19 protein-coding genes are annotated in these 22,596 nt (G+C 38.7%); 1 reads left to right on the top strand and 18 read right to left on the bottom strand.

The window, feature by feature from the left end:
- Positions 1-4 precede the first annotated feature (4 nt).
- From iolE to G4Z05_RS03250, 15 genes are all read right to left on the bottom strand, one after another.
- Complete coding sequence (iolE, locus tag G4Z05_RS03320; protein WP_163250461.1) at positions 5-901, bottom strand: myo-inosose-2 dehydratase; 897 nt, start codon at positions 899-901, stop codon at positions 5-7.
- 62 nt (positions 902-963) lie between these two features.
- Positions 964-2,883, bottom strand: coding sequence for a 3D-(3,5/4)-trihydroxycyclohexane-1,2-dione acylhydrolase (decyclizing) (gene iolD / locus G4Z05_RS03315; RefSeq protein WP_163250460.1), 1,920 nt, complete (start codon positions 2,881-2,883; stop codon positions 964-966).
- A 118-nt stretch (positions 2,884-3,001) separates the two neighbouring features.
- On the bottom strand, positions 3,002-4,465 hold the full coding sequence (locus tag G4Z05_RS03310; protein ID WP_163250459.1) for a CoA-acylating methylmalonate-semialdehyde dehydrogenase: 1,464 nt from the start codon (positions 4,463-4,465) through the stop codon (positions 3,002-3,004).
- 59 nt (positions 4,466-4,524) lie between these two features.
- Positions 4,525-5,526: a 5-dehydro-2-deoxygluconokinase gene (gene iolC, locus G4Z05_RS03305; RefSeq protein ID WP_163250458.1), complete on the bottom strand. Its 1,002-nt coding sequence runs from the start codon at positions 5,524-5,526 to the stop codon at positions 4,525-4,527.
- A gap of 33 nt (positions 5,527-5,559) precedes the next feature.
- Positions 5,560-6,582, bottom strand: coding sequence for an inositol 2-dehydrogenase (gene iolG / locus G4Z05_RS03300; RefSeq protein WP_163250457.1), 1,023 nt, complete (start codon positions 6,580-6,582; stop codon positions 5,560-5,562).
- Positions 6,583-6,787: 205 nt separating this feature from the next.
- The gene (locus tag G4Z05_RS03295; RefSeq protein WP_163250456.1) at positions 6,788-7,792 is read right to left on the bottom strand and encodes a LacI family DNA-binding transcriptional regulator; all 1,005 of its coding nucleotides are present in this window, start codon (positions 7,790-7,792) and stop codon (positions 6,788-6,790) included.
- A 76-nt stretch (positions 7,793-7,868) separates the two neighbouring features.
- Entirely contained in the window at positions 7,869-8,822 is a 954-nt protein-coding gene (locus tag G4Z05_RS03290) for a sugar ABC transporter substrate-binding protein (protein WP_163250455.1), read from the bottom strand.
- 76 nt (positions 8,823-8,898) lie between these two features.
- Complete coding sequence (locus G4Z05_RS03285) at positions 8,899-9,894, bottom strand: ABC transporter permease (RefSeq protein WP_163182737.1); 996 nt, start codon at positions 9,892-9,894, stop codon at positions 8,899-8,901.
- Positions 9,895-9,898: 4 nt separating this feature from the next.
- Entirely contained in the window at positions 9,899-11,407 is a 1,509-nt protein-coding gene (locus G4Z05_RS03280) for a sugar ABC transporter ATP-binding protein (protein ID WP_163250454.1), read from the bottom strand.
- Positions 11,408-11,765: 358 nt separating this feature from the next.
- Complete coding sequence (locus tag G4Z05_RS03275) at positions 11,766-12,785, bottom strand: Gfo/Idh/MocA family oxidoreductase (protein ID WP_163250453.1); 1,020 nt, start codon at positions 12,783-12,785, stop codon at positions 11,766-11,768.
- A gap of 13 nt (positions 12,786-12,798) precedes the next feature.
- Positions 12,799-13,791: a Gfo/Idh/MocA family protein gene (locus tag G4Z05_RS03270; RefSeq protein WP_163250452.1), complete on the bottom strand. Its 993-nt coding sequence runs from the start codon at positions 13,789-13,791 to the stop codon at positions 12,799-12,801.
- A gap of 208 nt (positions 13,792-13,999) precedes the next feature.
- Positions 14,000-14,221 carry an SMI1/KNR4 family protein gene (locus tag G4Z05_RS03265; RefSeq protein ID WP_163250451.1) on the bottom strand — a complete coding sequence of 74 codons (222 nt, stop codon included), beginning with the start codon at positions 14,219-14,221 and terminating at the stop codon, positions 14,000-14,002.
- A gap of 108 nt (positions 14,222-14,329) precedes the next feature.
- Positions 14,330-15,103, bottom strand: a complete 774-nt coding sequence (locus G4Z05_RS03260) for a hypothetical protein (protein ID WP_163250450.1) — start codon at positions 15,101-15,103, stop codon at positions 14,330-14,332.
- Positions 15,104-15,438: 335 nt separating this feature from the next.
- A complete protein-coding gene (locus tag G4Z05_RS03255) occupies positions 15,439-16,617 on the bottom strand; it encodes a cation:proton antiporter (RefSeq protein WP_163250449.1) in 1,179 nt (392 codons plus the stop codon).
- Positions 16,618-16,866: 249 nt separating this feature from the next.
- Positions 16,867-17,877 carry a DUF1646 family protein gene (locus G4Z05_RS03250; protein WP_163250448.1) on the bottom strand — a complete coding sequence of 337 codons (1,011 nt, stop codon included), beginning with the start codon at positions 17,875-17,877 and terminating at the stop codon, positions 16,867-16,869.
- A gap of 316 nt (positions 17,878-18,193) precedes the next feature.
- On the opposite strand from G4Z05_RS03250, the gene G4Z05_RS03245 reads away from it, so the two are divergent.
- Positions 18,194-18,994, top strand: coding sequence for a LysM peptidoglycan-binding and 3D domain-containing protein (locus tag G4Z05_RS03245; RefSeq protein WP_163250447.1), 801 nt, complete (start codon positions 18,194-18,196; stop codon positions 18,992-18,994).
- Positions 18,995-19,198: 204 nt separating this feature from the next.
- On the opposite strand, the gene G4Z05_RS03240 is transcribed toward G4Z05_RS03245, so the two are convergent.
- The 3 genes from G4Z05_RS03240 to G4Z05_RS03230 form a co-directional block, all read right to left on the bottom strand.
- On the bottom strand, positions 19,199-19,519 hold the full coding sequence (locus G4Z05_RS03240; protein WP_163250446.1) for an MOSC domain-containing protein: 321 nt from the start codon (positions 19,517-19,519) through the stop codon (positions 19,199-19,201).
- Positions 19,520-20,013: 494 nt separating this feature from the next.
- The gene (locus G4Z05_RS03235; RefSeq protein ID WP_163250445.1) at positions 20,014-20,676 is read right to left on the bottom strand and encodes an ABC transporter ATP-binding protein; all 663 of its coding nucleotides are present in this window, start codon (positions 20,674-20,676) and stop codon (positions 20,014-20,016) included.
- On the bottom strand, positions 20,673-21,893 hold the full coding sequence (locus G4Z05_RS03230) for an ABC transporter permease (RefSeq protein WP_163250444.1): 1,221 nt from the start codon (positions 21,891-21,893) through the stop codon (positions 20,673-20,675). Before G4Z05_RS03230 ends, G4Z05_RS03235 begins: the two co-directional genes overlap by 4 nt.
- Between the last annotated feature and the right edge of the window lie 703 nt (positions 21,894-22,596).

Below are 22,596 nucleotides of genomic sequence, written 5' to 3'. Positions count from 1 at the left end.
TCCTTTATAATCCACTGATTTCACGAATATATTGACGAGCTTTAAATGCATACTCCAATGGGTTGGCAATGGCTGGATCCTGCTCGGCCTCCACCACAAACCAACCTTCGTAACCAGCCGCATCTAAAGCTTCAAACACCGGCTTAAAGTCAATGCAGCCGTCTCCAGGCGTGGTAAAGACGCCACTTTTCACTGCCTGAAGGAAACTCATACTTTCTTCACGTACCTTATGGGCAACCTCCATTCGTACATCCTTCAAATGAACATGATGGATACGCCCCATATGTTTGTTTAGCACATGTAAATGATCTTCTCCGGAAAAAACAAGGTGACCCGTATCATAAAGAAGCGATACTTTTTCTGGATCTGTTTCCTCCATTAACCGGTCAATTTCTGCCGTCGTTTGAACACCGGTACCCATATGGTGGTGATAAACAATCTTCATTCCTTTTTCTGAAGCCAGTTCTCCCAACACATGCAGGCCGTCGACTAAAAGCCGCCATTCTTCCTCTGTAAACACAGGCTTTTTCTCAAATAACGGAATCTCCATTTTTCCTTGTATACTGTTTCCTTGCTCAGACACAACAATGACTTTGGCCCCCATCTCGTGTAAAAAGTCACGATGCTCCTTAAATGCCTCGACGTTTTCCTCTAATGGCCTGGAGGTTAAAAAAGCACTAAACCAAGCACTAGCAATCTCCAATCCTCGTAATGACAGCGCTTTTTTTAAAACTTCGGTATTACGCGGATATTTATTTCCCACTTCACTTCCGGTAAATCCAGCTAATGCCATTTCACTAATACATTGCTCAAATGTCACTTCACCGCCAAGCTCTGGCATATCATCATTCGTCCAACCGATGGGTGCAATGCCCAACTTTACGTTCTTTCCCTCAAACATGTTCCACAGCCTCCTCAAAAATGACTATGTTGTTTTTCCATCCGACCTGTTCTACAACTCTACTAATAGGCACGAGCTTTTTGAAGATTTGCTTCTTTGTGTTGATAGGAAGCCTGGATACTTTCTTTTTTTGAAACTTCTGCAATACCCACATGCCACCAGGAATCATAGCCATGGGTCATTGTTTTTGGAAGGACTTTAATATCAATTAAAGTGCTGACGGTTTGTTTTTTCGCATCTAATATTGCCGCTTCCAGCTCTTCCATTGTTCGAACCGAATAAGTTTTCACACCATATCCTTCTGCTACTTTGGCAAAATCAATCGACATTACTGAACCATCCAATTTTCCTGTTTCAGGATTACGCTTTCGAAATTCCGTACCAAAGCTACCCATGCCATTTTCCATTTGCAGATTATTGATACAGCCAAAACCGGAATTATCAAACAAAATGACATTGATTTTTTGGCCTTCCTGTAGACTTGTCACAAGTTCGGAATGAAGCATCAAAAAGCTACCATCACCTACCATTGCATACACTTCCTTATCGGGCTCTGCCAGCTTCGCTCCAAATGCACCGGCAATCTCATAACCCATACAGGAATAACCGTATTCCATATGATAGGTGTTGCGATTTTTTGATACCCACATACGCTGCAGGTCGCCTGGCAAACTTCCCGCTGCCCCAACGACGATCGCTTGATCATCGATGAGTTCATTCACTTTGCCAATCACACTAGTTTGAGTAAGTTCAGAACCAAATACCTCTTTATATTCAGGTAGGATTTCATCTAAATGTCCGGCAATTTCTGGTGTAAAAGAATCTCCATAGCGAATGTGATAGAGTCGATTCAATTCTTTCTCCCACTCTTGCTTGGCTACAGCAATTTCATTCGTATAAGTTGAAACATAATCCCCAAGCGCCTCTTGAATAGCTTCAAGGCCAGCCTTCGCATCCGCCACGACCTTTACGGCATCAAGTTTGGAAGCATGAAATTCGGAAATGTTAATCGTCAATACTTCTGCTTCTCCAAATAATTGTTTGGAGGCTGTCGTAAAATCCGTAAAGCGGGTTCCTACACCAATAATTAAATCCGCTTGTTTGGCAATCGAATTGGCAGCCGAGTTACCCGTTACTCCAATTCCGCCAAGGTTTAGTGGATGATGGCTTTCTACAGCACTTTTTCCTGCCTGGGTTTCACCAAATGGAATATTAAATTTTTCAGCAAATTGTAAAAAGGTATCAGCCGCCTCCGAATAACGGACTCCACCACCCAATATGAGCAATGGCTTTTTCTTGGACCGAATCAGTTTCACTGCATCCTTAACACTTTCAGCCGATGGCTGACGACGCTCAATGCGATGGACTCGTCTAGCGAAAAAGCTTTCCGGAAAGTCCCATGCCTCTCCTTGGACATCCTGCGGTAAAGCAATGGTAACGGCACCCGTATCAGCAGGATTTGTTAACACTCTCATCGCATTCAACATAGCCGACATGAGTTGCTCCGGACGGCTCACACGATCCCAATATTTGCTTACAGCTCGAAAAGCATCGTTCGTGGAAATCGATAAATCATGTGTTTGTTCAATTTGTTGAAGAACTGGATCAGGCTGTCTTGTAGCAAACACATCCCCCGGTAGTAATAGAATCGGAATATTGTTTGCTGTCGCTGTGGCCGCAGATGTCACCATATTGGCTGCTCCCGGTCCAACCGATGATGTGGCCGCCATAATTTGTTTACGATGCTTTTGCTTAGCAAACGCCATCGCGGCATTAGCCATCCCCTGTTCATTCCGTCCTTGATACACTTCTAATTCTCCAGGATCTTCTTCTAATGCCTGACCAAGGCCCAACACGTTTCCATGGCCAAATATTGTAAAAATCCCTTTTACAAATCGCTCTTGTTTCCCATCAAATTCTACAAATTGAGCATTTAAAAATTTTACTACCGCCTGTGCAGTGGTTAATCGAATCGTACCCATTCTGACAATCCCCTTTCCGTTCAATGAATCTTTTTTCTAAAATCAAACCATAGCCAACAATGAAAAAAGGAAGCGGCACGGACCGACCTCCGTCCCACCACTTCCTCTCTCATTTCAACTACTTCATATAACGTGCCGTTAACATTTTCTTTCTTGTATAAAATTCCACACCATCTGGCCCATTGGCATGAAGATCACCGTAGAAGGAATCTTTATAACCAGAGAATGGGAAGAAAGCCATTGGAGCTGGAACGCCAATATTGACTCCAAGCATACCGGCATCAATGGTTTCACGGAACTGGCGAACGGCCGCTGCACTATCGGTATAAATGCAGGCTCCATTAGCAAATCGTGATGCATTAGCAAATTCAATCGCCTCAGTTAAATCTTTCACACGTACCACTGATAATACCGGTGCAAAGATTTCATCTTGCCAAATTTTCATATCTTGCGTAACATTTTCAAAAATGGTTGGTCCGACAAAGTAACCATCGCTGTTTACTGCTTTGTCATTGCGTCCATCACGAACAAGTGCCGCCCCTTCTTCTAATCCTTTTTCAATATAGCCAATGGTACGCTCCTTATGATTTTGACGAATCACTGGTCCCAAGAAGACATCTTCATCCAACCCATTTCCGATTTTGATCGCGTCTGCCTCTTGCTTAAGCATAGATACAAATTGATCGGCAATCGACTCTTCTACTAAGACCACGGATGCTGCCATACAGCGTTCTCCCGCGGAACCAAATGCTGCACTGGTAATTTGCTTGACTGCATTTTCTAGATTTGCATCCGCCAATACGATAGAGTGATTTTTAGCCCCAGAAAGAGCTTGAACCCGTTTTAAGTTGGCAGAAGCCGTTTTATACACGTATTCAGCCACAGGCTGAGATCCAACGAATGAAATCGCTTTTACAAGTTTGTGCTCCAAAAGTCCGTTTACAACGTCGTGAGCTCCATTAACAATGTTTAATACTCCTTTTGGAAGACCTGCTTCTTCAAATAACTCAGCGAGTTTCGCAGCAAGAAGAGGCGTACGCTCCGATGGCTTTAACACGAAAGTATTTCCGCAAACAATCGCAAGCGGGAACATCCAGCATGGAACCATCATCGGGAAGTTAAATGGAGAAATGCCCCCCACTACTCCAAGAGGATAACGGTACATCCCAGATTCAAGACCTGAAGCAATATCAGGAAGCTGTTTCCCCATTAAGAGAGTTGGTGCTCCCGCAGCAAATTCTACACACTCAATCCCACGAAGCACTTCACCATGGGCTTCGGACAAACTCTTTCCATTTTCGATCGTAATGAGTTTGGCTAGTTCATCCCAATGATCCACAAGAAGCTGCTGGTATTTAAAAAGGATCCGAGCACGTTTTGGGACCGGCACTTGAGACCATGTTTGGAAGGCTTCATTCGCTGCTTGAACAGCACGATTCAATTCTTCTTTTGTAGAAAGCGGAACAATCGCAAGTTCTTCACCTGTTGCAGGGTTATAAACTACTTCTGTTTTTTTAGAAACGGACTCAACCCATTCTCCGCCAATATAGTTCTTTAACTTTTTCACAGTAGTTACAGTCATTGAGAATTCTTCCTTTCTATCAAATTTATATAGGAAACTTTCAATCTATTAATGATTAGTTAAACTGGTTCATATACAGCGGTTTCCATGTATTGCTCTAGTTCTTCCCATGTCGGCATCGCGTCAGAGCAACTATGGCGGGAAATGACAATGGATGCAGAAGCACTCCCCCATTTCATTGCTTCTGACACTTCTTTTCCTTTCATTAATCCGTATATAAAGGCAGAAGCATAAGAATCACCTGCACCAAACGTCTTCAACACTTGGGTCCGGAAGATTCCGCTTCGATGGACCGCTCCATCTTTTGTATAAGCGATCGAACCAGAGCCACCATGTTTAATTACCACTAGTTTGGCACGATAAGAAAACCAGCGGGATGCGGTATAATGATCATCGGACTCTTTAACATGTAATAATTTCTCCATCATATCAAATTCTTCACGCGTACCAATAATCACATCACATTTTTCAGCAGCCAAATTATAATAAACAGCTGTTTCTGCTTCATCTGTCCATGTATATGGCCGGTAATCCAAATCGAAAAATACGGTAACATCATGTTTTACTGCATATTCCAAGGCCAAAAAGACCGCTTCACGCGATGGGCTTTTCGCAAGTGCCGTTCCAGAAACTAACAAGGCTTTGGATTGTTTTATATACTGTTCATCCACATCAGATGGATGGAGTTTTAAATCCGCCACATTATCGCGATACATTAAAATGCTGCAATCCTCTGGGCTTTTGATTTCTGTAAAAGCAAGACCGGTAACCGCTCCAGTATGATCGATCTTTACACCGGTTGTATCAATTCCGTTTTTCTCCAAGTAGTCCGTAATAAAACGTCCCATTTGATCATTGGCAACCTTCCCAATAAATCCTGTTTTTTGACCGAGCCTAGCAGAGCCAATAGCGATATTAGCAGGTGAACCGCCGACATATTTGGTAAAAGTTCGTGTTTCCTCCATGGGGCGATTAATTTCATTGGCATTTAAGTCAATACACAGTCGGCCGATAGCAATCAGATCAAAGGGGCGATTTGGATGAAATTGTAGTGGGTTCATCTACTTTCCTCCTTCCGTACCTATTAAAATCCTTTACACAATGGCGGTTTCGCCCACTTGCTCCAACTTAACAGGAACGCCTGTTTCCAGTGATTTTTTTGCTGCTCTTGCAATCCGTTCCGCCTGTAGTCCATCAAATCCACTGCAAACGATTGGCTTATTTTCAAGGATGGCAGCGACAAATTCTTTTACCTCATCTATATAAGCTTGTGTATATCGTTCAAGGAAGAAATACAATGGTTTCTCTTTTGAAACATGTTCGGCTGTGGAAACTTCCACTTGATTCGCCCGTTTATTATCTGCTTGAGCAGCACCTTTGTCGCCAAATATTTCAAGTCGTTGGTCGTATCCGTATACAGCTTGGCGACTATTATCGATGACACCAAGGGCTCCGTTAGCAAACTTCAAAGTAACGATGGCAGTATCTATATCACCTGCTTCGCCTATCGCTTGGTCAACGAGTACAGCGCCATTTGCAAACACTTCTACTACTTCGCTATCCATTATGTAACGAGCCATGTCAAAGTCGTGAATAGTCATATCCATGAACAACCCGCCGGATGATTGAACATATTCAATACTTGGCGGTTCTGGATCACGAGAGGTGATACGTAAAATATGAGGCTTTCCAATCGTTCCATCTTGGACAAGTTCTCGTATTTTTCGAAAGTTTGGATCAAAGCGGCGATTAAATCCTACTTGTAGCTTCACACCGGCTTTTTCCACCACCTTGATTGCTTCTTCTGTCTCTTCTACTGAGAAACTAACCGGCTTTTCGCAAAAGATATGTTTTCCTGCTAAAGCGGCTTCTTTTATGATCGTTGCGTGTGTATTGGTTGGGGAACAAATAAATACTGCTTTAATTTCTGGATCCTTTAATAAATCATGGTAATCATTGGTCAATACTTCAATTTGTTTCTCCTTTGCCCACTCTTTCAAGTGTCTAATTTCCACATCCGATACACTTTTTACTCGGATTTGCGGAATGACTCTTAAATGATCGACATGTAATTTGCCAATTCTTCCTGCTCCGATGATTCCAACAGTCAATGTCATCGACTAAATCCTCCCTATCAAAATCGCAGTTAATAAGTTAAGCGCTTTCCTTACTGTTAATTATAGCCAATATTTATTTATTTTCAAGTTAATTTTGAATTTTTATAAATATGCTTACTTCTCTAAATCACACCGTTCGGTAAGCGCTTAACTTAATGTTTAAATAGGAAGCCGCCCTATTGATTCAGGCAGCTTTATTGTTGAATTACCTTGTTAAATCTTTTACAGATTCCCGTTCTACCAGTGTTGGCGTAAGCATGATCCGGCGGCCTGGCATGCTTGGTTCCTCAATCGCCTCCAGTAGTTGCTGAATCGCATAGCGGGCCAAATCTGAAATCGGCTGTGCAATCGTCGTTAAGCCTGGGTCGGAAAGTTCAGCATAGATCGTATTGTCAAAACCAATCACAGATATATGTTTCGGGACCAATACCTTCGCCTTCCGCGCTTCATTGATAAAAACGGCTGCGATCAAATCAGTAGATGCAAAGACAGCAGTGGGCCTTTCTTTCATTTGCAAAATTTTTTGTGCGGCCAATTTCGCGTCTTCTATCTTAGATTTGGCATTAATGATCGCATTGCTATCTAGTTCAATTTTTTGATCAGCAAGTGCTTGTTTAAAGCCCTCCAGCCGAAGACGGCCACTTGGTCTTTCCATTTCAGTTATCATCGCCAATTTGCGGTGTCCTTTTTCTAACAAGTAACAACCAGCAAGATATCCACCCCTTAAATCGTCCGTCGTCACAACGTGCGCGGATAAAGAAAGATGGTCAATGGAAAACAGGATAAACGGAATATTTCTCGAGCGGAGTTTTTGAAGGGCTTTCAATTCTTTGAGTTCCGTTGCGATAATAATCCCGTCCACCTGTTTTTTTAAAAGAAGCTCAAGGTACTCCTGCTCCCTTTCCAATTGATAATCTGTACTGCACAAAATAATGGAATAGCCTGTTTCCCTTGCATTATTTTCTAACGCCCGAGCCACTTCGGCAAAAAACGGGTTGGCGATATCAGGCACAAGCACCCCAATCGTATAGGTTTTCTTGCCGGTTAAAGCAGCAGCTAGGCTACTAGGCTGGTATTCCAGCTCCTCCATTATTTTCATTACTTTTTTTCTTGTTTTTTCACTAATGTGACCTGTATTATTCACTACTTTGGACACAGTAGCGATGGAGACGCCCGCCTTTTCGGCAACATCATAAATAGTAGGTTTCATGTGCTCTAACTCCTCAATAGGTCGTTTCCTCCTATTTTATCATGAAGGAAATCAGCGGGATGAATGGATTGATTCATTATTTTGAAATACTTTCCAGAAACTCTAATTTTTCTTTAGCGTTTTCTTTCGTAATAATGTCAACACCGCTGTTAATTCGTTTTTCAACTTTCTTTCCTTTTATAGCCTCCAACGCATTTTTTACCCCTTCATATCCCATATCATAAGGACTTTGAGCAATGGTACCAGCAAGTTTCCCAGCCAAAATCGATTCTACTGCTTCTTTAGTTCCATCTGTACCAATTACTTTTACATCAAGACCTTTAGCTTCCACCGCCCGTAACACTCCAAGGGCCATATCATCATTAGCGGAAAACACCCCTTTAATATCACTATGTTTCTGAAGGATGTTTTCCATGACGGAAATCGCTTTTGTTTTGTCACTATCAGCAGGTTGTTCTGCGACAATTTCCATTCCGGCTTCTTTAAGGGCTTCCTTCGCTCCTTTAATTCGTTCATCAGTTGCTGTATTTCCAAGCGCTCCAGAAATCAACGCAACCTTATCCCCCTTTTGAAGCATAGATGCAAGTAATTTTCCGCCTTCTTGACCTGCTTCATAGTTTTCCGTTCCAATAAAGGTTATTTTATTTTTCACATCTGCATCCGTATCAATCAAAAGAACGGGAACATTTGCTGCTTCTAAGGCAGGAACGACGGTATCCGGTTGGGATGGAGATACAACTAGTGCACCAGGTGATTGGCTTAATTGGTCTTCGATCATATTAATTTGTTGCATTACTTCAGATTCAGCATTGGGCCCCACGACATTGACGTCCACTCCAAGTTCTTTCCCAGCTGCTTTTGCCCCTGCTTCAACATACTTCCAATAAGGACTTGACAACGTTTTCAAGACAACGGAAACACTTTCCTTCCCACCACCACCGGAAACTTCTTTATCACCGCTACATCCTGCGATGAGTGCTATACAGGAGACAGCCACTGCTGCACTAAATACTTTCCACTTCTTTTTCATTTGATTACCCCCATTAATTCCTATATTTCATACCCTGAGTACCTTTTTAGGTACTCAAGGCTATATAAACGTAGTGTTAAGATTTTTTACTTTTGCGTTGGCGAAGAACGTCAACATAGACAGCTGCGATTATGACAGCACCAATGACCGTCATTTGGAAATCGGCTGAAACATTTAATAGATTTAAACCATTTCGAAGAACAGCGATAATCAAAGCCCCAATTAATGTTCCCCAGACCGTACCGACACCACCAAGGAAACTTGCGCCACCAATGATCACCGCAGCAATCGCATCAAGCTCATAAGAAAGTCCAGCAAGTGGGAATGCCGAGTTCACGCGCCCTACCATGACAAGACCAGCAAGACCTGCCATTAAACCGCTGATGGTATAAACAATAATTAATACTCGGTCTACATTAATACCAGAGAGGCGCGCTGCTTCTGGATTTCCCCCGATTGCGTAAATATAGCGCCCTGTTTGTGTTCTTGTTAAGAAAATATGGAAAATCACATACACCACGATAACTAGAAGGAAACTTACTGGAATAGGGCCGACAAATTCCCGTCCCAAAAATTGAATCATATATGGAAATCCGGCAATCGGTGCAGCGGCTGTAACAATAAGCGCAATCCCGCGAGCGATATTCATCGTACCAAGAGTGGAGATGAACGGATGTGGTAAACGTAACTTCGTTAATAAAATTCCGTTTAACCATCCAAATCCGGCTCCCATCAACAGACAAACTAAAATCCCAACAATAGGACTCATTCCCAAATTGACCGATACAATTCCCATGAACATAACAGATATAGCTAGGACGGAACCAACAGACAAGTCAATCCCTGCTGTTAAAATAGGAAGAAGCATTCCTATAGCTAACAAAGCATTAATGGTAGACTGACGAGCAATGTTCATGATGTTATTAACGGTTAGAAATTTATCAGATAAAAGAGTTAGCACGGATGATAAAAGGACTAGACCAATGAGTGGCCCAAATTTGCTTAATAATTTTTTCAATGGACGATTTTTTTTTGTAACCTCATTTTCCGTTTGGATGACAACTTGACTCATATTCTCACACTCCTGTAGCCGCTTTCATTATTCGCTCTTGCGTCGCTTCTTGAATTGGTAAATCAGCAGTGATTTTTCCTTCACTCATAACGAGAACCCGGTCACACATACCTAGGATTTCTGGAAGCTCAGACGAAATCATGATGACAATAGCACCGTTTACAACCAGCTGATTCATTAAACGATAAACTTCTACTTTGGCCCCGACATCAATGCCTCTGGTCGGTTCATCAAAAATAAATACTTTTGCATGTGTGCAAAGCCATTTTGCAATGACAACCTTTTGCTGATTTCCTCCACTCAAGTTGCGGGCATTCAGATCAATGTTATCAGGCCGTACCTTTAATTCTTTAATAAACCGCTGCGCTTCCTCCCGAATTCCTTTTAAATCAATCAATCTCGATTTTTTCTTGAACTTCTTCATATTGGCCATAACAATATTAAAATCTAGCTTTTGGTCAAGTAAGAGTCCCTCTCCTTTTCGATCCTCTGTGATAAAAGCAATTCCTGCATCAATGGCATCCCGTGGTGACTTAATCTTTACTTCTTTTCCATCAATAAAGATTTTTCCATTTCGGCTTGGATCGGCACCAAAAATGGCTCTCGCAAGCTCCGTGCGGCCGGCACCAACTAGTCCCGCGATCCCTACGATTTCACCATATCGGACACTAAAACTTACCGGACCAGGAGCACCGGCAACTTCTATGTTTTCCACCCGAAAACCTTCTTTACCAAGAGGAAAAGTTTGTTTCGGAAATTTTTCATCCAATGTTCGCCCCACCATCAATTCAATCCAGTAGTCAGGATCCGTCGTTTTTACTGGTAAAGTCTCAATTTTGAAACCATCCCGAAGAATCGTAATTCGATCTCCTAATCTTTTAATTTCTTCCAGCCTGTGAGAGATGAATACAATCGCTATTCCTTTTGCCTTCAACTGCTCAACACAGTTATACAGTTGCTCTACCTCTTTCGCACTTAAACTGGAGGTCGGCTCATCCATAATAATTAACTTTGCTTCTAAGGCAAGCGCTTTCGCAATTTCGACGAGCTGTTGCTGTCCAATTCCAAGATCCCCTAGTTTTTGATCAGCCAAATCCGGGCTTTGTCCAAGCATTTGTAAACAACGCTTTGCTTCTTCTAGCATGGCTTTTCGGTCAAGCAGTGACATCTTCCCTTTTTTCTTTAATTCCCTGCCTAGAAAAATATTTTCATAAACTTTGAGGTGGGGAATGACATTTAATTCCTGATAGATCGTAGCAATTCCTAGTTTTATTGCATCAACGGGGGTATGTAATTGAGCTAGTTGACCTTCCCAATAAATTTCTCCCGCATCTTTTTGATAAGCGCCGGTCAAAATCTTAATTAGTGTCGATTTTCCCGCCCCGTTTTCACCGAGCAAAACATGAACTTCTCCTGCTTTAACATCTAAATCAATCCCTTTTAATACATGGTTTTGATGAAAGCTTTTTTTAATTCCTTTCATTTCTAGGAGGTTTTCTGCATGCGCAATCATTAACAAACCCCTTTCTCGTCATCTTTGGCCTTTTAAAATAATTAATTTTCGGAAAGCGTTTTCCTAATCTTATTCTGATTATAACTAGTCAAATAACATTTTTCAATTAGTTTTTTAAATTTTTAAACTAATTTAAATTATTAATCTAGTAAAATTAGCATAAGCCTCTTTTATTAAGGACTTCAAATTAAAATGGAGTGCAATCGAGTAAGAGGAATCATCGTCACAGAGGCTAGAGTTCAATCAAATTAAGAGGAGAACTTTAAAATGAAGGTATCAAAAAAGAAAATTCTCCAAGATCAAAAAGGGACATCCAGATATGACTTTCTGGATGCCCCTTTTTAACTAATAGGCGGTTTTATTTTACTCCAACAGCTCCAACATTCATTTTTCTCCCTGTCAAATAGGATTCACGTGCCGCTAAAGCTATTTCAAGCGCTTTCACTCCATCCTCTACGGTGATGCGAGGAATCCTCTTCTCCGCTACAATGCGGAAGAAGTCCATAAGCTCTAAATGGTATGCATCAATAAAACGGGTTGGGAAATCCGGCACAATATCGTGGGAAACCTTATTCTTCGTCAATATTTGAATCGAATGATGCTGTAGATTTCCAATAAAAATGGAACCCTCTGTTCCAATCACTTCTGCGCGGATATCGTATCCATAATAGGCATTGCGACTCGCCTCTACATCTCCTGCTGCCCCTGATGCAAATTCCAAGTATGTTAATGATTGGTCCACATCCTGATATTTTTTCATAAATGGATATTTTAAAATGCTGCCATGGGCTGAAACAGTTTTCACTTCTGAATCCATTAAATAACGGGCGATATCAAAATCATGAATGGAAACATCAACAAATATGCCTCCACTATGCTCAATAAAGATTTCTTGCGGAGCATGTGGATCGCGGGAAATGCCACGATAATAGATAGGTTCACCGATATCACCAGCTTCAATCCGCTTTTTCGCCTCCTCATAAGCGGGGTCGAATCGTCTCATAAACCCGACCTGACAAATGGCATTTGATTTCTCGACCAGCTCTTTAATTTGAAGCGCTTCCTTTAAATCGATGGTTAACGGCTTTTCAATAAAGATCGCTTTCTGGGAAGCCACTGCCTTATTTAATAATTCAAAATGAGAGCTTGTCGGAGTGGCAATGATTACCGCTTGAATGGTTTCATCTTGAAAAATTTCATCTGGATTAGAAGTATAATACGGCACTTCTAATTCCTCTGCCACTTTGCGAGCCATTTCCACATTCATATCACACACGGCTGCAAGCTCTGCATGTTGAATTCTTAATGCCACGTTTACAGCATGCCAATATCCTAGTCTCCCTAATCCCAAAACAGCAGAACGAATTTTCTTTGTCATGTTTCCCTCTCCTTTAGTTTACATCGATTAACACAGAATGGTTTTGCAGTGATTGATAGCTTTTCTCTAAACAGCGGGCCATTTCTAGAGAATGATTGGCATTGTAGATCGGATCTTTTTTATTCAAAATACATTCATGAAAATGTTCTACCTGGTTTAAATATTGATCATCTTTCCATCTTTCAAATAAGATGATGTTGCCATTGTTGTCTTTAACCGTAATTTTACCGAAGCCATCATCAGAAACATCTGGGCGGAAAGAGGAATCAACAAGGATTGTTCCTTTAGACCCAATAATCTCGTAACGGTTAATAAACGGAAGCTCCATGGAAGCCGTGATTTCTGCTGTTCGTAATTGGTCATCGATTAACACACAAGTGGAGGTAGTATCGACGCCAAAGTCCGGATGTACTTTACCAATCATAGATAGTTTCATAGGTTTAAATCCGATCAATTGTGTGATCGCATGAAAACCGTAACATCCGACATCACGCATTGCTCCACCGCCGAGTTCATGATTAAAGCGAATATCCGCGTTATTCTCAAGTTTCCAGGAAAAATGGGCTTTCGCATGTTGATACTGCCCAATAAGGTTGGATTGAAGAAGCTCTTTTACACGTGTATGCTGACGGTGAAATTGATACATAAACGCTTCCATGAAAACAACTCCATTGTCCTCCGCCGCTTTTTTGATCGATAGCATTTCATCTTCTGTCAAGGCAGCCGGTTTCTCAAGCAGAACGTGTTTTCCATGGTTCATCGCTTTAACGGCCCATTCGGCATGTAGAGAATTAGGCAACGGTATGTAAACAGCATCAATATCTGGATCAGTTAACAGTTCTTGATAATTTTCATAAATCGTCGGCACTCGAAAACGCTCTGCCTTCCCTTTGCTTTTTGAAGCAACCGCCGATACAACCGCTCTCCCTGAACGTCTTAGTGCAGGTACTAACTGGTCAAAAGCAATATTGGCTGCACTCATAATCCCCCAACGTATTTGAGTCATTGTCCTCCTCCATCTCATTTTTTCGTTTGTGGTTTTTCGTTGAATTCATGAAACAAACACAAAAGTAACATATTGATTAAAAAATCTTGATAAGTTAAGCGCTTTCCTTTTCTCTCATTTTAACCAACTTCTACTATCATTTCAATTATATTTCTCAATTATTAGAATTTTTATTCTTATTTTGGATAGAAACATAAGCCCTATTACGTCATTTATAATAATTCCCGTTATAAAGCCATCTACCGTCTTCAATATCTGGCAATAGTCCCTTTACGTATTTTTTTAATTCCTCAGGTAATTCATCTTTATCAAGTTCATCTAAAGTAAACTTGATAATTTGTCCTTCCTTAAAGTCCATGACTTGAACTTCCATTTGCAGCCTACCCTTTAGGTCCGTTATTTTTCTAGTCATCATAATGTGGTAAGCCATACGATCACCTCTTATGTATTTTACCAAACATATGTTCTGTTTATAAAGAAATGTGTTAGGCATTTTAAAGTTGTTTATAGGAATGATGCCAGGATCTTTGTAAAGTCACTATTCTTTCAAAAACAGTTTCCGCATCTTTTTAGAGGCGAGGTCAAAGAAATTAGAAATTGGATTTTTGTCAGTCGATGAAAGTTTGACTTTTCTAATTCGTTGTTTCCAACATTGGATCATGATATCCAAGGTTCTTTCTAGTTCTTCCATTTTATGTTTAAAGCAGACAGTGGTCATTTTCCGAATATATCCAATGGTTTTACGTTTTAAAGGCTGTGACAACACACGATCACTGACATATGTAGGATGTAATTCCCTCGTTTTCTTTTTCGGATTTGGAATACAAATGAATTGATTTTTATGATGGTCAGTAGAATCCCCTTCATCTTTATCGTGTTGGTTATGTTTCACAGAAAGAGACATAGTTTCTATTTCATTCAATAGTTTCTCTTTGGAGGATTCATCGATGGGATAACGATTAAAAATATATAGATTACTTGATTGGGAGCCATTTTCACGTTCGGTTTTAAGAACCGTAAGGACGCCAAGTTGGATTGCTTTTTGCGTCATTCGTTTAAATGTAGAGCGGGAAATGCCATTTTCATTGTATTCTTCATGGATCGTCTTTAAGATTGTTTCAATTTTTGTATTCGCCACACCTGGGACCTTGGTTGCAAAACGGGCCAAACATTTTAACCCAACCCATTCTCCTTTGGTGAAATCTCTTTTGTGATTCACAAGCCACTTCTCAAAATGGGCATTAAATTCCTTCAGACTTTCAAACTGAGAAAAAGCTTTAAGCTGTTCCATATTGCCAGATTTCAAATTCATCCCATTGCACCATCCTTTCAACCTCTATATAGGGAAAAAGAAGGCTCAAGGTCAGGGGAAGTTGTGACAAATTTTTGAACAAAATTCGTTCATCATCTAGCGCGAATCGTAGCACGATACGTGGGCAAAAATAAAATAAAAAAGAAAAATAAAAAGAAAAACAACAACAAAAGAAATACATCCAAATGTAATCGTCATTCCTATCTAGTGAATCATCATCCTAAGAGCAATAAAAAAAGAGAGAAGCAGATTGAACCACTTCTCTCTTATGCCCTTTTCCTCTCTAGGCAAATGCCAAGCACCTTGAAAATAGGGCAAGCTCATTTTTTTATCATTTAGAACTGGCCTGATCTCTCATTTGGAGATAAAACCATTGTTTTGTTGCTCTTGGATTGAAAAAACCATTTCAACATTGGAGGAGTAACAAGGGTTGTCACGATCACTACTACTACAGCTGTAGCGAATAAATCTTGAGGAATTAAATTTGCTGATGAACCCATGGCCGCAACAATTAAGGCTACTTCCCCACGAGAAACCATGGCCGAACCAATTCCCATTGAACTATTCCATCCAAAACCAGAAAGTTTGGCACCAAGTCCTGCACCAATAAATTTAGTTAAAATCGCTAAAATACTAAGTGCAATAATTAAACCTAAATGATCCATAATCCCCGAAAACTTTGCCGAAATTCCAATGAAGGCAAAGAATACGGGTACGAAAATCGAATAGCTAATTGTTTCCACTTTTTCAAACACTTCATGCTTAAATTTTGTTAAGCTAATCGCAATCCCAGCTATATAAGCTCCAATAATATTAGCCACACCTGTGTATTCCGCTGCGACTGAAAAAATAAAGCAAATGATTAAAGCTGAGGAAACGACCATTTCACTAACTGGGAATTTGGTTAATTTCTTCATCACCCAAGGAACCACTTTCCATGCTAAGAAAATAGCAATGACAAAGAACAATACTTTCTTCATGACTAAAGTGGATAAGGATACGTCCCCACCGCCAGCAATGCTCATTAAGAAAGCTAAAATGATCATGACCACCACATCGTCAAGAACGGCAGCACCTAATATCGTCGTTCCTTCCGGAGTTTTCAACTGATTCATTTCTTTAAGAGCCTGTACAGAAATGCTTACACTCGTGGCAGAAAGCATCACACCTAAAAACCATGATTGTAAGTTGGTTAAACCCATTATTCCTCCTGCGGCATATCCTAAGAATAATGGAACAAGAATACCACCAAATCCAACAAAGGCCGATGATTTTCCAGCGCGTTTTAATTCATCAAGATCCGTTTCTAGGCCTGCGATAAACATTAACAAGATAACACCTATCGTACTAAATGCGGATAGGGTATCTGATGGACCAATGAATCCAAACACAGATGGACCTAATAAAATCCCTGCAATAATTTCTCCTAGTACAGAAGGTTGGCCCCATTTCACACTTAAGCTTCCTGCCAGTTTGGCTGCGATGATAATGAGTACCAAATGAAGAATAATCATAGATTCCATCCCTCCATATTCATAAAAATTTCCAACAAAAAAAGAGCCTGTTACCAAAGGACATAAAAATCCCCTTGGTGACAGACTCCTCCGTAACTCTTAGCTATTCTTTTGTACATTTATTATACCATAAACCAATTAAAAATGAAACCAACAGAAAATTCCATTAATCAATACCATTGTAAAGATGCATCACATAATAAATGGAACTACCGATGGTCCCTTATTAAGTACACACAACCAAATTAACTAAAAGACAGTCAATAGGATAAAGTATACTGCCATGAAAACCAATCCGATTGGAACACCAAAGGCAGCCCACTCTTTGCTCGTAATGTTTAACTTTCCTGCTGAAATAATATTTGGAATGTTACCAGGTATGAGCATCCCACCACTAATAATTAAACCAAGCAATACCGCTCGAATGGTTTCAATATCCATTGCCGGGCTAACTTCTGCAGCCACAAGCGTCGCATTATCCAATACGGCGGATATCATATTAATCCAATACAATAAACTTGGAGAAAGACCAATGACATACTCATTGATAAATGGCTCAAACCCATGTCCAAGAAAAGTAAGCCCCATTACGAATAAATAAATTTTCAGCGAACGAACCAATATCTCTTTATAGCTCTCTCCTGTATTTTCCGACTTTAACCCACCTTGTTCTTCATGTGGTTTCACCAAGAAAAAGGATAAGAGTCCAAATACGAAGACAGCAGGCACTACATCTTTCCCAATCAGTTGAAGGAGAAATGTAAAGTCTTCATTTAACTTACTTATAGCAATGGTTGCTAATGGTTCCCCAATTGGGGTTAATGCCGCTCCAAGACCAATAGAAAAACATGCTAACACTGTGAATCGAACTTCTGATTTTCGATCAAGTGGAAGAACATTGACGATAATGACAAGAACAATCGCTGCAATAATGGCCGTAATGATACTAGAAATTAACCCAAGTAATATAACAGTTAAGGCGAAAAAGAGTCTTGGTGTCAGTTTTTTACTGCCCCATAGAATCGATTTTTCAATTTGTTTTTGAAACCACTTACAAATCAATCCAGCTATAAATACAGCCAATGTAATATGTATAGGGTCAATTAGTGCTTTCTCGATCAGATGAAAATCCATCATTCCACTGATAGTCGCTGCCGCAATTCCCATAACAAACAAAAAAATTTCCAAATTGTGTTCTACTTTTTTTACTAGGAAAGGCAGCAATAAGACCAATAATAGTATGATAATTAAGCCAATCATATTCCATATTCCTTTCTCTGAACAATTATTCATAAAATTCATTTATCTATAATCATAATACTAACCTTTTTTTGTCGTAAAAAGAAGAGACTTTTCTTATTTCATTACTGCTTTTTTAAATATTTTTATATTTACTACCTATTTAACCTCCTCTCATTTCCACTATCCTTCCAATAGTTTTAACCGTTATAGAAATATTATTGCAATATAAATGCCATAGACGTAACCAAAATATTACCTGCCTGTTCTTTTTCTGTGAAAATTCTATGATACGATAATTAACAATTAGCAACCAAAGAACATGGAGGGTAAAACAATGCTAAAGAAAACAATGTCAATAATAGCAGGTGCTGTACTCTCGGTCACTGTAAGTGCTAATGTTCAAGCAGCAACGATCACGGTAAAAAAAGGTGATACGTTATGGGATCTTTCACGTACAAATAATACGACTGTTGAAAATATTCAAATGTTGAATCATCTTACAACTGACCTTATTCATCCTGGTGACGTCCTCACCATTGCACCTGAAAAACACTATACGGTGAAAAAAGGTGATACGTTATGGGACATAGCCCAAGAACATGATGTAACCGTTGCGCAATTAAAAGAATGGAACGAATTATCTTCGGATCTCATTCATCCTGGTTTAAACCTTATTATCTTTGAAGGAGCAAAAACAACGAATACAGTTAAGAATGAAAAAACCGTAACGCCATTAGTGCAAGAAACGAAGAATGCTCCAACTGCAACGGCGACTCCTTCAACAAATCAGGCAACAACAAAAAGTGAACCTGCAGCAGCTGCTCCTTCAACAACAACGGAAGGTAAAAAGAAACTTATAATGGAAGCTACAGCCTATACGGCATCATGCGAGGGATGCTCTGGTATTACAGCCACTGGCATTGACCTACGAGCAAACCCAGATCTAAAAGTCATTTCCGTTGACCCATCGGTGATTCCACTTGGTAGCAAAGTGTATGTAGAAGGTTATGGGGAAGCCATCGCCGGGGATACTGGTGGAGCTATCAAAGGAAATAAAATTGATGTCTTTATTCCTTCCAAAGAAGAAGCGATCAAATTTGGAAGAAAACAAGTAGAAGTAACGATTTTAAATTAAGGTAAAAAATAGAATTTAACAAAAATGGTCTAAGCGGCCTTAGCTCTATGATTGATAGGGAGAAGGCCGTTTAGTCATTTTTCTAACATGATTAGAAAAGAAAAGGAATATTTTAAGAGATATTGCCATTCCCTATTATGTATTCATCTATCTACTAATAGGAAAGCTTATCCGTTTACATCCTCTTCCTCTTCCCATCATCCACTATTGCATCGGATGGGCAAAATCATTTATCAAAATTTGTACTTCATCATTTTCATGAATTTCCCCAGGCCTTTCCACCGCACAAACGATCCCGCGCCTTTTATAACCTGCACGGACAAAACGAGTGGACAGCGTCTCATGCTCCACATAATGTTTTTGAATCTCATCTCCTGGTAAAGTACATGGCTGATTTTCTCCCATACATATTAAACCTGCTCCGCTTGGAAAAAGAAGACGTGAGCCCATTGTGAGTTTCGTAAACTCTGGGAATCCTTTGATGAGAAGATTGGCCCCTAACCATTCTGGCAGAACCGTTTCCACTCCTAATTCTTTAGCAATAATATCTAACTCTTCTTCAGATACAAATGAAATTTGTTAGATCCTGATTACCCATAGTTTTATACCATGTAGATAGCTGATAGCCCTTTTTAGCAGGATACAAGTAATCAGACACTAGTTCCCCAGAATTATGATGATTCGGTATACTTTTAGGTTTATTAAAGGAGAAGACTTCAAATCGGAGCCAAGAAAATATCACGAAGTCAAAATGGAGTGTCCATTTACACGCAGTGATTTTTTTTGCAAAAATAACTATGTATCATGGGTTTCCAGCCAGGGGCTTAATTAGAAATATAACTCCTATATATAACTATGATTCTTAATGAGGCCTTGCTAGATAAACAGCAAAAAGAATGAGAATGATTCCTAGCACTATGAAAAACTTGTATAAAAAATTCCGTTTTCTACGAGAAACACCAAAAATGGTGAAGAATATTCCAAGTATGAATGACATGATCATTGTATAGAATCCCATTTTATTCATTCCTTTCGAGAGTAATGATTCGTTCATGACGATTGGCTACATCTAAATCATGAGTCACTGTAATAACAGTAGTATTAAATTCTTTATTCATATCAAAAAGTAGATTGATAATTTTTTCTTTATTTTCTAAGTCTAAAGACGCAGTTGGTTCATCTGATAAGATTATTTGGGGATTCATAATGACAGCCCTAGCAAAAGCAGCTCTAGATCGTTGGCCACCAGAACAATCAAGTGGTTTTTTTTTCAAAATGGGCTCAATCCCAATTTTATTAACAATTCGTTTAAAGTGATCTTGGACAGTTAGGTCTTTTTCAATGTTAGCATACATAAGCGGCAATTTAATATTATCCTCTATGGTCAAAGAATTAATTAGTGCGGACTCCTGAAGAACAAAACCAATTTTTTGATTACGCCACTCAGCTAGTTTATTTCGTGATAAATCCTTAACAGATGAACCAAAAAGCTTATAGCTCCCTTGATATTGTGTATCAAGTAGACCAATAATATTAAGCAAAGAAGTTTTTCCAACTCCAGATTCCCCTATAATACAAAGTCTTTCCCCAGGTTCAACTTCCAATTTAAAATCATTTAAGATAGAAAAACCTTTCTTCTTGAATGTTTTTTTCTGGATCTCTAGTTTAATTATACTATTCATTTTAACACCCCCACGGAAATCGGAATACTTTTAATTTTTTTTATCGTAAGTTCAACAATCGTAAACCCAATAATCAAATCTATAAAAAGAACAATAAGTAGAGCAATCCAATCCATACTTATTAAGCCAAACATTCCGTAAGTAGCAAATATTGAGTCTTTTTTTAACCAAAAGCCGTATCTATTGAAAGCGGTTATCACAAATAGTATGACTAGATTAATAGAAAACAATATTCCAAAATAACTATAAAAAATTGCTCTTAGTTTTGAATAACTTAATCCGACTAATAAATTGATTGTAAAATCTTTTATCATTAAACGAATGCTTACCAAAGTATTCCAGATAGCTAGACAAACAATGATTAGTAGCAAAATAAAGGTGATAATACAGATGATTTTTAATGAATCAAAATAAGAATCTTCAAAGTAATTAAAATTTTCTTGTTGATTAAAAAAGTTAAATTTTAAACCTAGATTTTCCTGGATAAGTTCACTTAAATTCGTTGCTTTCTCTTTTGTCGAATCAAGAAGCACCATGTCCATCAAACCATTAACGAGGAGGTCAAGACCTGCACTTTGAATAAATTCTTCGTTAATAGGTAGGAAAATTGAAAAATTGAAATAATTTTTTGAATTAGGAGCATAAAAATTAGAACGATGAGTATTCTTCTCCAAGACCCCTTGAACTTTTAAATTGACTAATTGTTGGGTGACAGGATCTGTAATCTCAATATATGACCCTACAGGATATGTTGTGGCCAGACCTGCACCTACTAAAACAGGTATTTCTTCTTTATTAAATTTATAGTTGAAGTTTAAGTGGTTTCCTTGAGATAATCTAAATTGATTTATCTTATAAGCCTCTTCATTGATATAATTGAAAGAAACTTCCATCTTATATTTATTATATAATGAAGTGACAAAACCATCGACTTGCATAGCATAAGTATAATTTTTGTTTAAATATTCATATACTTTTTTTGTATCATCTATTTCAATTCTATCAAAATCAGCTTCACTATTTGGGTCTAGATTAGCAATAAAAGTTCCTTCTTGATTCAGAGTTTCTATTTCTTGATAACCTTGAAAAGTTGAAATAATTGAACGAGCAGCAGTAAAAGAAAGATAATTAGCTAAAAAAAGTAATATTATCATACCCAAAACAAGTGTCCATCTTTTTAAAAATATTCTAGTTATAAAAAAATGTAAAATTTTCATTCTTTTTTCACCTGACACGCACTAAATAGTATATATATAATAAAAATAAGAACTAAGTAAAGATTGCTGGTTACATTCAGCCCTAAATAGAAGTTCAATGAAAGTGAGAGTAAAAAACTAAACACTAAAATAGCTATACTATTCAAGATATATCGGATTATAATATTTACCATCGTATCTCCTACAAGTATTCGGCAGAATATTTCTGTTTTCCTACGATTTAAAAATTGATAGTGAAATACTATTATAATAAATGTAAGAAAAATATTTATAATAAGTTGATAATCTGTAATACTTTCCAAAAAAGACTTTAAAATAGAAGAACCTTCTAAATTCAACGTTTGTACATAAATACATAGTAAGTTTGAAGCAAAACAGATTAGATAGATAGCAACCGCCTCAAAAACGTCGAAAAATCTAAATAAAGAATATTTCATAAACTACTCCTTAAAGATGGCATCTATAAATTTAATAGTATCACCTTTTAATAATACCTACTACGTAGCTGTAAAAACAATTAGTTATTATTCATAATTAAAGTAATGCGGTACTTTATAAGATTTAAAAGTCGATAACATTATATCTAATTAAAATCGGGACCTGTAGAAAAACACCTATCAGGCCCCAACGATTTCCTATAATTCATTAATAATTAAATCTCATAGATATTTCATTAAATTTTGTTAAGCGAATATTTAAAAAA

Origin of the sequence: Neobacillus thermocopriae (assembly GCF_010975035.1) — a bacterium.
GTDB classification, from domain to species: domain Bacteria; phylum Bacillota; class Bacilli; order Bacillales; family Cytobacillaceae; genus Neobacillus; species Neobacillus thermocopriae.
The sequence above is the reverse complement of the archived record's forward strand: the minus strand, read 5'-3'. Positions and strand labels throughout refer to the sequence as shown.

Excerpts from the sequence above, each read along its gene's own strand:
- iolE (WP_163250461.1), bottom strand. The coding sequence starts at position 901 with ATGTTTGAGGGAAAGAACGTAAAGTTGGGCATTGCACCCATCGGTTGG.
- iolD (WP_163250460.1), bottom strand. The coding sequence starts at position 2,883 with ATGGGTACGATTCGATTAACCACTGCACAGGCGGTAGTAAAATTTTTA.
- G4Z05_RS03310 (WP_163250459.1), bottom strand. The coding sequence starts at position 4,465 with ATGACTGTAACTACTGTGAAAAAGTTAAAGAACTATATTGGCGGAGAA.
- iolC (WP_163250458.1), bottom strand. The coding sequence starts at position 5,526 with ATGAACCCACTACAATTTCATCCAAATCGCCCCTTTGATCTGATTGCT.
- iolG (WP_163250457.1), bottom strand. The coding sequence starts at position 6,582 with ATGACATTGACTGTTGGAATCATCGGAGCAGGAAGAATTGGCAAATTA.
- G4Z05_RS03295 (WP_163250456.1), bottom strand. The coding sequence starts at position 7,792 with ATGAAACCTACTATTTATGATGTTGCCGAAAAGGCGGGCGTCTCCATC.
- G4Z05_RS03290 (WP_163250455.1), bottom strand. The coding sequence starts at position 8,822 with ATGAAAAAGAAGTGGAAAGTATTTAGTGCAGCAGTGGCTGTCTCCTGT.
- G4Z05_RS03285 (WP_163182737.1), bottom strand. The coding sequence starts at position 9,894 with ATGAGTCAAGTTGTCATCCAAACGGAAAATGAGGTTACAAAAAAAAAT.
- G4Z05_RS03280 (WP_163250454.1), bottom strand. The coding sequence starts at position 11,407 with ATGATTGCGCATGCAGAAAACCTCCTAGAAATGAAAGGAATTAAAAAA.
- G4Z05_RS03275 (WP_163250453.1), bottom strand. The coding sequence starts at position 12,785 with ATGACAAAGAAAATTCGTTCTGCTGTTTTGGGATTAGGGAGACTAGGA.
- G4Z05_RS03270 (WP_163250452.1), bottom strand. The coding sequence starts at position 13,791 with ATGACTCAAATACGTTGGGGGATTATGAGTGCAGCCAATATTGCTTTT.
- G4Z05_RS03265 (WP_163250451.1), bottom strand. The coding sequence starts at position 14,221 with ATGGCTTACCACATTATGATGACTAGAAAAATAACGGACCTAAAGGGT.
- G4Z05_RS03260 (WP_163250450.1), bottom strand. The coding sequence starts at position 15,103 with ATGAATTTGAAATCTGGCAATATGGAACAGCTTAAAGCTTTTTCTCAG.
- G4Z05_RS03255 (WP_163250449.1), bottom strand. The coding sequence starts at position 16,617 with ATGATTATTCTTCATTTGGTACTCATTATCATCGCAGCCAAACTGGCA.
- G4Z05_RS03250 (WP_163250448.1), bottom strand. The coding sequence starts at position 17,877 with ATGATTGGCTTAATTATCATACTATTATTGGTCTTATTGCTGCCTTTC.
- G4Z05_RS03245 (WP_163250447.1), top strand. The coding sequence starts at position 18,194 with ATGCTAAAGAAAACAATGTCAATAATAGCAGGTGCTGTACTCTCGGTC.
- G4Z05_RS03235 (WP_163250445.1), bottom strand. The coding sequence starts at position 20,676 with ATGAATAGTATAATTAAACTAGAGATCCAGAAAAAAACATTCAAGAAG.
- G4Z05_RS03230 (WP_163250444.1), bottom strand. The coding sequence starts at position 21,893 with ATGAAAATTTTACATTTTTTTATAACTAGAATATTTTTAAAAAGATGG.